We start from the raw sequence: 739 nt of genomic DNA on the forward strand, positions 1-739 counted from the left end.
CCAGGGCCCGCGAGGCCGCGCTCGATGGGACGACTCGGCGCTGCTGCCTGTGCGATGTGATCGCAGCACGCGCAGGCGAATTTGGGCCGCACATGACGGATCACGCGGAAGCTAGCCGGTACGTACTCCAGTTGTTCGGCAACGTCTTCGCCCAGCAGCTTCAGCTTGCCGCCGCATTCCGAGCACGTCTCGGTCGATTCCGGCAAATGCGTTTGCACCTCACGCGGCAGATGCTCCGGCAGCGGTTTGCGAGGCGACTGTTCCGGCGCCGTGCGAGGTGTCTTGGGGATTTCGATCGGAGCGGCGCCTTCGTCGGCCTCCAGCTCTTCGAGCCGCAGTTCGAGTTGCTCGATCTGGCGGTCCAGTTTCTCCGACTTGCGACCGAACTGCATGCGGCGCAGCTTCGCAATCAGCAGCTTCAGATGCTCGATCTCCGCCTTGGCGGTGGCGTTTGCCGCCTTATGCGATTCGACTACGTCCTCGAGATGCCCAATGCGAGCATCGCGCTCGAGCAGCATGGCTTTGAGCGCTTCGATGTCGTCTGGATAGGCGTTGGCCGCGGTCATGCCGGCAGTTTACGCGGCGGCCAGCACGTTTACAACGCCGATGTCGGATCCGTCGTTCGTATCGGCTGGCGCCAGTCGATGCCTTCGAGCAGCATCGACAACTGCGCTTGGCTCAGGCACACAACGCCACCGTCCGCGCGCGGCCACACGAATCGACCCCGTTCCAGGCGTTT

2 protein-coding genes are annotated in these 739 nt (G+C 63.7%); both read right to left on the bottom strand.

All coding sequences use genetic code 11. The annotated features are described in order from the left end of the window. On the bottom strand, positions 1 to 566 hold a 566-nt coding region (locus GWC77_RS28090), incomplete at its 3' end, for an IS66 family transposase zinc-finger binding domain-containing protein (protein ID WP_173262854.1). Between the two features lie 29 nt (positions 567 to 595). Further along, a complete protein-coding gene (tnpB, locus tag GWC77_RS28095) occupies positions 596 to 733 on the bottom strand; it encodes an IS66 family insertion sequence element accessory protein TnpB (RefSeq protein ID WP_367949133.1) in 138 nt (45 codons plus the stop codon). Positions 734 to 739 lie beyond the last annotated feature (6 nt).

It is taken from the genome of Paraburkholderia sp. NMBU_R16, assembly GCF_013282575.1.
Lineage (GTDB): Bacteria > Pseudomonadota > Gammaproteobacteria > Burkholderiales > Burkholderiaceae > Trinickia.